This is a genomic window from Nocardioides ultimimeridianus, assembly GCF_054777895.1.
This window is the reverse complement of the sequence record NZ_BAAHAB010000015.1, coordinates 1-7662: the sequence shown is the minus strand read 5'-3', so window position 1 is coordinate 7662 and position 7662 is coordinate 1. Positions and strand designations below refer to the sequence as shown.

At 64.0% G+C, this 7662-nt stretch carries 3 protein-coding genes and 1 pseudogene; 1 reads left to right on the top strand and 3 read right to left on the bottom strand.

Annotated features, from left to right (window positions below; all coding sequences use genetic code 11):
• Window positions 1-1031 precede the first annotated feature (1031 nt).
• Together ACYU8V_RS15255 and ACYU8V_RS15250 are read right to left on the bottom strand one after the other, a co-directional pair.
• Window positions 1032-2099, bottom strand: coding sequence for a hypothetical protein (locus ACYU8V_RS15255; RefSeq protein ID WP_460792981.1), 1068 nt, complete (start codon window positions 2097-2099; stop codon window positions 1032-1034).
• 535 nt (window positions 2100-2634) lie between these two features.
• Window positions 2635-6003 carry a DNRLRE domain-containing protein gene (locus tag ACYU8V_RS15250; protein WP_460792979.1) on the bottom strand — a complete coding sequence of 1123 codons (3369 nt, stop codon included), beginning with the start codon at window positions 6001-6003 and terminating at the stop codon, window positions 2635-2637.
• Between the two features lie 242 nt (window positions 6004-6245).
• Between ACYU8V_RS15250 and ACYU8V_RS15245 the strand changes: the two are divergent.
• Window positions 6246-6458: pseudogene (locus ACYU8V_RS15245) on the top strand (transposase); the annotation flags it as partial.
• A gap of 75 nt (window positions 6459-6533) precedes the next feature.
• Here ACYU8V_RS15245 and ACYU8V_RS15240 read toward each other — a convergent pair.
• Window positions 6534-7589, bottom strand: a complete 1056-nt coding sequence (locus tag ACYU8V_RS15240) for an IS110 family RNA-guided transposase (RefSeq protein WP_460848548.1) — start codon at window positions 7587-7589, stop codon at window positions 6534-6536.
• Window positions 7590-7662 lie beyond the last annotated feature (73 nt).

The window sequence follows — 7662 nt, the reverse complement described above, 5'->3', positions numbered from 1 at the left end:
CGAGAGCGGCGAGTAGGGCACCGAGGATCACCTCAAAGCCCACCACCCCACGGGGCTCTGTCAGATGCAGGCACGGGGCGCGACGATCCCGGGGATTGCAAAGAAGCTCGGGATCAGCGAGCAGACGTTCAACCGGTCGCGTATCAAGTACGGGGCGTTGAAGGAGGACGAGGCGCAACGGCTCAAGGCGCTCGAGGCCGAGCTGATCGTGGGAACGCCCGGTTGGAGCGCATCGTGGCCGAGCAGGCCTTGGACATCTCGATGTTGAAGGACCTGCAGAAGGGAAACTGGTGAGCCCGGCTCGCCGCCGGGCTGCTGTCGCGCATCTGGCGCGCACGTTCAAGGTGTCTGAGCGCCGTGCCTGCGGAGTCGTGGGACAGCATCGATCATCGAATCGGTACAAGGCCGGTGCCGACCGACTTCGAGGCCCAGCTCGTGGCCGCGATGATGAAGCACGCCGACCGGCATCCGCGGCTGCGCCTCGGTGACGACGTGATCACCCTGCCGCCACCGTTGAGCGAGCTGATCCAGCGGCTCCCCGAGACCCTGCCCGGCGGGATCGCGGCCAACCTCGTCGCTGACGACACCTGGCTGTTCCCCGGTCGTCGCCCCGGCCTCCCGATGGGCTCGACCATGTGTCGATCCGTCTGCGGAAGCTCGAGATCGAGCCCCGTGCTGCCTGTAACACGGCGTTGCTCCAGCTCGGCGCCGGGCTACCCAGCCTCCTACTCACCGACCTACTCGGCATCCACATCAACACCGCCGCCGAGAACTGGAAGGCTGCTGCAGGCGCACGATGGACCGGATATCTCTGGGCGAGATCGCAACAATGAGGTGACGCTCGCGAGCGGGTCGGCGGATCGGTCTGTCCTACCGACAGTAGGTCGCGCATCAACTTGATACGTTCGCCGACCACGGCGGGGGACTGGGTTAGGACGAGATCTGGCGACAACCTGACTCTCGAACCGTCGACCGTGATGCGTCGATGATCGAGCGGTCGAAGGGTCCGGTGCCACGTGCAGGCGACGCGACTAGTCGGGTTCAGCTAGTTGACGCGCGAGTCCCTCAGCAAACCGAGGCGCGAGGGGGTCGTCGGGATCGGCGATCTCAGCGCCGGCGAAAGCGTTAGTCGACGAGAAGACCGTTCGCCACGCAGCGGTGGCGGGATCGGGGTGGCAGGTGTACTTCAGGCAGTAGGCAGCCGATTGCTGGAGCCACAGTCGTTGCAGCAGCGACGACGGCGGGCCATTGCGGCCGTTGGCGCGGATCGCTTCGACGCGTGTCTCCGCATCGATCCTGGCTAGCCGACGCCGTGCCCCTGAAGTTAGTCGGGGAGGCCTCGCGTTCCCGAACTGGCCGACGACCTCCAAGATGGCAACGTCGTCGTCCAGGCGCGCAAGTTTCAATATGCGCCGAGTGACCCACTCGGCGATCTCTCGCTGACGTTCGGGTGAGAGTTGCCCGACCAACGCTGCGGTCGCGGGATCGGCTCGGTGCAGCGGCGTTGATTCAAGAGTGTCCACGTTGTCCGTAGGTGGACGAGGACTGATGGCGAGGTACGGCGTGGCGCCATCGAGGTCCCTGGGGAGTTCAGCCATGCCGGTGAAGTTCAACGCCATCGTGATCCCGGCAAGAACCGGATCAGCCATGAGATCCTGAACGTGGGCTCTGGCCCAACGCCTCAGCGAGCCCGGCAACGACATGACCTCACTGGGGGCCCATCCGCTGAGCTCGACGTTGGTGTACTTCTTGCCGTCGACGCACGCGAAGAGAATGGTGTCGTTGACGTCCCATTGCAGGGCGGCGCTTCTGCCGTCTGGCGACATCCGCGCAAGGTCGCGCAACACCTCGGGACGAGTGCCTTGGTATCCACCGTCAGGCTCGATGGCGATCGAGCCGTGGCCAGCCACCTCGATGATTCCGACGCGATCGGGCCAGTCTGGCTGTTCCGCCAGATCGACGGCTGGCTCGGCTCCGAACGCAGCCAGGATTGCCGGCTGCGCGTCGTCGCTTCGAACTAACGACACGCATCCAGCCGCAGCCATAACAGGCAGCGAGGCCAGCCAATCCTGGACGACGCTCGCACTCGTGGAGCTCATTAGAAACCCGGGGGGAGGTCGCCGTCCAACGACGCGTCGCCGGCCAGTCCAGACCCGAGACATGCCGCGGCGTCGCCCCTCGATAGCACGTCAGCTTCCGGCCTACTGCCGTCGTGCGGTGCGGTGGGGGTCAATGACTTTGCCAATTCATTCCCCGCATAGACGCGAGGCGAGGCACTGGCCGGACCGACGAGCCACGCAGCCGTGCCACGGCTTTGGTAACGCGCCACGACCCATGACCACTCCGTCCCGGGGACAGGGACCCTCTCTACTTCTTTGGGAGTCTCTCCCGAATCCGGACGCACGAGCGAGCGAAACGAACGGAGTCGGAGCGTTACGCATGATGCGACGACGGACCCTGAATCGCCCTCCACGCTATTCGCTGCGCCTTTGGGGGCGCTGCCCGCCGCGGCTGTGGGCTTCTCGCTGGGAGAGTCATCTGTCGCGACTGAAACCGGTCGTGGCGTCGCGCCGCAGGCACTTGCCACGATGCCGACGAGACTAGCGACAATGACGCTCTCGATGCGGCGCATTCTCACGAGACACTCACCCAAAAGGCGTCAGCGTCGAGGACTCGATACGGACGATAGAGTTCGCTATTGAGTAGGCGCCCACCAGCCTTATTGTCGTCCAAGTCAATCAGATCGACGTCGCATTTCATGAGAGCACAACCTTGGCGGGTAGAAGCAAACGGGTATTCGTCGCATGATCCAGAGCCGTGCAGCGACGCACACTCGCGATGAGCTTCGCGCCGATTGAGTTTTATGTATCCATGCCCGTATGTCCGCGTTAGAGGATAGCCGAGCCCATTGGGAAGGCGCTTACCGGGATGATTGGAAAGCTTGTTCTGTGCCTTGTAGATATGCGTGGCCGTCTCGACCGTGTTGCCCACGTATCGCGACATCTTCAACGTGGGCCGATAGCCCGGAACTACGCAGCCAGGGTTCGCCGTTTGAATGTACGCCATCCGGTCGCACCTGACCACACGAGCGTCAACTCCTGATGCCAGTGGTTCGTTCTGGCAACCGATAACGTCGCAGGTGTTGTGCACGAAAGCAAATTTCGGAGTGACGACTTGGTTATATGCGACACTGGGGTAGACGTCGCCGCTGTACCACGCCGACTTGGGATGGTATGCCGCCAGTTCCCCGGTGTTGCGCACCACATCGTTATTATCGGCGCAGCCCGAAGCGCATAGAAGGTCGAACGACACGTTGATCGCCAGGCCAGCGCCATCCCCTCTCTTCCAGATAGCTCGGAACCACATCTCGACGTGAGGGTGCTGCCAGTCCGTCTTGAGCAGGTATTGGGTGATGTAGTGGGCAGTCCCCACCTTCGTCTTGACCCCCTTGATGTACCGATAGATCGTCAAGATCCACGCGTGAACCTGGCATGCCGTGAAGCGGGTTCTGGCAACCCAATGACCGGCGTTCTCGAAACACTTGATGCCGATGGACCGAGCCATCACGCGGTCGGTACCGCTCGCTTCCGGCGACGGTGGCGGGTCCGCCAGATCCGCTTCCGAATCGGTGACGTCGTTCGAAGACATGTCCTCGCTAGCAATCTCCGCGCTACAGGTGGCATTCGCATCGTCGTCCTGGGGGCAGGGGTAGGTTGTGCTCGCGTCAGGAACTGTTGCTTCAGCTGGAGTTGGATCGGGTTGCACCATCGCGACCTGGCTGGCGCCGGCAGTTACCACGCTGGTCGTGCCCAAGACGTCCTCGTAGTCGGAGGAATCATCTTCGATCGCTGCCTCAGCTGCAGCGTCGTCGACATAATTCTCGGAGGCGTCCAGCGTGGCGTCGTTAGTGGTGTCGACCGGGATCCAAGCGTTCAGCAGCACCCGAAGATGGACAGGAGCCGCTCCGTTGTTCGCGAGCGTGATGCTGTCATCGTCGTAGGAAGGGAAGACCTCAGCAGTGCCGGTGGCAGCTTGGCCTCCGCCGTACGGCAGCGAGGCCGGATCAGTGGCGGCATAGTCCGTGTCAGCAATCGTCACTGATCCTGTTGCGCTCCAGTCGGTGATTGTGACGGTGACCTGGACGCGGTCGACTGACCCCTGGTCGACCCCGGGAATCTGGATTGGAACGACCTTGGAGGCCACGCCAGGAATCACTTCGTCGAGCAGAACCTGGTCAGTAACGGGGCTGCACGGCGAGACGCAAGCCGGTGCGGGAATGGTCGTTAGCGCCGGATCGACTCGGAATGTCGATCGTGTCGAGTACGCCGACGACAGGTAGTCGTCGCTGGCTTGAACGTCGAACGAATACGCCGTGCTCGCCTCGAGCAAGCCGTCAGGGACAGCTGCAGTGGCCGTCCCGCCGCTGGCGACCGGCCCGTCGGAGTCAAGGGTCGCGACGAGATTGCCGCTTTCGTCGAAGATGCGGAACTTGGCTGTGAGCTGGCCCAAGTCGAAGTCGGCGACTTTCGCTTGAAGTGTCGGAGTGAGGGACGCCGTCACGTTGCCACGCGAGGGTGTGATGCTCAACTCGGAAGGGCCGTCGGGCGCGGTGTTGTAGGTGACGCTCATCCGCGGCAGGACCGTGTCCATTTGCGAGTCCAGCGCACGGTAGCGTCGCCACGAGTTGGGGTCGCTCTCGTCAGCGGCCTTGACCCGGAGGCCGTAGTTCTCTCCTTGGTGAGCAGCCCAGTAGGACACGATGTTCGTGACGTCCCAACTCGCCTGTGCCGAAGGGCAGTTGGCGCTGTAGCCGTAGGCGGGGTTGAACGAGGCTGTGCCCTCGGTGGTGTAGGAGGGCTGGGTGTTCCACGTAAGCGATCCCCAGGACGATGTGACCCGATTGACGTTGATCTGCGACCCCGCGCAGGAGTGAGCGTCGAAGTTCTGCATCTTCAAGGTCGCCGACAAGATCTGTTTTCCGGCCATGTAGTTCGGGGCACCGAAGTTGAAGTGCAGGTAGGTGCGCGCGACATCATTACCGGCGTTGTCACCCGCCAACAGGGCGGTCTGTCCTGAGTAGTCAGTGTTCGGGTTGGACTTCGACACGTAGGTGTCGGAGCTCGCATTGATGGTGTAGCTCGGGTCGATCGTGACCGGGTACACGGTCGAGGGGTCGGTCAGGAACCCCGAGTCGACGTTGAGCGTCATCGTCGGGGTGCCCGCGGCGTTCTTGCCGACCTGGACATCGACCGGCGCCTCAGCAGCGCCATCGCCTGGGTCGCCCGCAGCGTCAAAGGCCAGCGGAGCAGGAGCGGTCACCAGCGAGTCGCTACCGACTGACACATCGACCCCACCGCTCTTGGTTGTGTCCAGAGAAGCGCCGTGGGTCGCGACCGGCATCGTGTACGAGACCTGCCCGGTCGGGTCGGCGATTGCCGCTGCCGGGGCTGAGTCGAGCACGATGTCATGGGTGAACCCGGTCGCGGTGGCCGTGACTACCAGATCTCCTCCCCCGGGCACCGCGTTGGCGTAAGTCGCCGCGCTGCCGTCGATCGTGGGCTCGGGGAGCTGGGTCGGCCAACGCCAGTCGAGCTGCCTGCCCTCCTGGTTGATGTCCGCGAACGTCGAATCGCCGCCATCGGAGAGACTCACATCCGCGAGCGCGGCACGGGGCTCGAGCCGCCCGTCGCGCACCGTGAGCGTGGTGTCGATGTCCTGCCACGAACCATCTCCGGCTTGTACGAACTGCGGCTCAGTCGTGGACTCGGTCGTCCACGTGCCGTCCGCGTTCGCGAACGTCTGTGAGTACTCACTGCGCGACGACATGTCCTCCACTCGGTGGCCCTCGGCACGAGCCGCCCGCGCAGCAGACACCGCATCAGGGCTAGACATCACCTCTGCCGCCGGGGTCGCCGACGCGACTGACCGTGGCTCCATCGCGAGCACGGTCAATGACGAAATGAATACGGCCGCCATAGCTGACACGGCAACGGGACGACGCATCCCGAGACTCCTTCTAACACGTCCGCACATTGGCGCGCGGCACTCGATCCACGGAACCAAGCCCTCCCGAGAGATAGCTGCCGTGAGGGATCCGGTTCCCATCCGGTCCGCATGTACAGTTCGGCGGGCTCGACAATGAACGGAGCGGAAATCTAAGAATTTCCGAATGTCATGCCCCCCGTTTTTCGGTCCACATCTCGTGAGAGGGCTCGCTACTTTGAGAGTCCTTGTGGAGGTGTGTGATGGCTGCAGCTAAGAGGTTCACGACCGAGCAGATCGTGGCGAAGCTGCGTGAGGCGGAGAAGATGCAGGCCCAGGGCGCGACGGTGCCGGGGATCTGCAAGAAGCTCGGGATCAGCGAGCAGACGTTCTACCGGTGGCGCATCAAGTACGGCGCGTTGAAGGAGGACGAGGCCCAACGGCTCAAGGCGCTCGAGGCCGAGAACGCCCGTTTGAAGCGGATCGTGGCCGAGCAGGCGCTCGACATCTCGATGTTGAAGGACCTGCAGAAGGACGCCTCCTATAGATCGTCAAGTGGTGATGGCGGCGTAATCGGCTCGCAGGGCGGTGAAGACCTCGCGGGCGAGGTAGCGCTTCTGGCAGCGGATGATCTCGGGCATCGACAGGCCTTGGCCGCGGCGTCGGTCGGCGTAGTCGCGGCTTCTCTGGTCGTAGCGCAGGCGGACGACGACGGCGACGTGCAGCGCTCGGTTGCCGCTGCGGTCGCCACCGCGGTGGAGGCGGTGCCGGTTGGTCTTGCCGGATGAGGCTGGGATGGGTGCGACGCCGACGAGGTGGGCGAACGCTGCTTCGCTGCGCAGGCGGTCGGGGTTGTCGCCGATGGTGACGAGGAGTGCTGCGACGGTGTCCGGTCCGAGGCCGAAGATGGCGCTGGTTGCTGGGGCGATCTGGGTGGTGAGGTCGTGGAGCTGTCGCTTCAGTTCGCGTGCTTCTAGTTCGAGAGCGTGAGCGCGGACGGCGATGGAGCGCAGTGCTGCTTTGGTTGCCTGGGTCGGGTCGGCCATTCTTGACGCGTCTGGCCGCAACCTGGCGCAGGCAGCGACGAGTTGTAGCCGTGAGGGGCCTCGCAGCTGGGAGCGCAGCGGTTCGGGTGCGGTGACGACCATCGCCATCAGGGTGTTGGTCGCTGCGGTCTTAGCCTTGAGGGCGCCGACGCGAGCGACTCGAAGCGTTCGGATTGCTTCGATCGGCCCTGTCGCTAGCTTCGGTGTTCCGCTTGCCCGGCCGGCGAGGACGGTTCGGGCTGCTGCTTCTGCGTCGAGGGCATCGCTCTTGCCGTGTTGGCGGCGCAGTCGGCGGTCTGGTCGGGGGACCTCGAGGACATGGACACCATGTGCGTGGAGGTGGCGGGCCAGGCCTGCGCCATAGGCGCCGGTGCCTTCGATACCGACTGCGTCCACTTGTCCGTGGCGCTGCATCCACGTCAACAGTGCGGAGTAGCCGGCGGGGGTAGCCGGGAACTGTGCGTCGGCGAGCATTTGCCCGTTGCCCTTGATCACCGCGGCGTGATGGGTCGCGGTGTGTGTGTCGACGCCACCGATGATCGTTCGCTTGTTTGGGGCCACGGATATGTCCTTGGGACTGCTGCACGAACGGGTGACAGGTTGGGTCACGCAGCCTGAGTGGCTGGCGTGGTCA

Excerpts from the sequence above, each read along its gene's own strand:
- ACYU8V_RS15255 (WP_460792981.1), bottom strand. The coding sequence starts at position 2,099 with ATGAGCTCCACGAGTGCGAGCGTCGTCCAGGATTGGCTGGCCTCGCTG.
- ACYU8V_RS15250 (WP_460792979.1), bottom strand. The coding sequence starts at position 6,003 with ATGCGTCGTCCCGTTGCCGTGTCAGCTATGGCGGCCGTATTCATTTCG.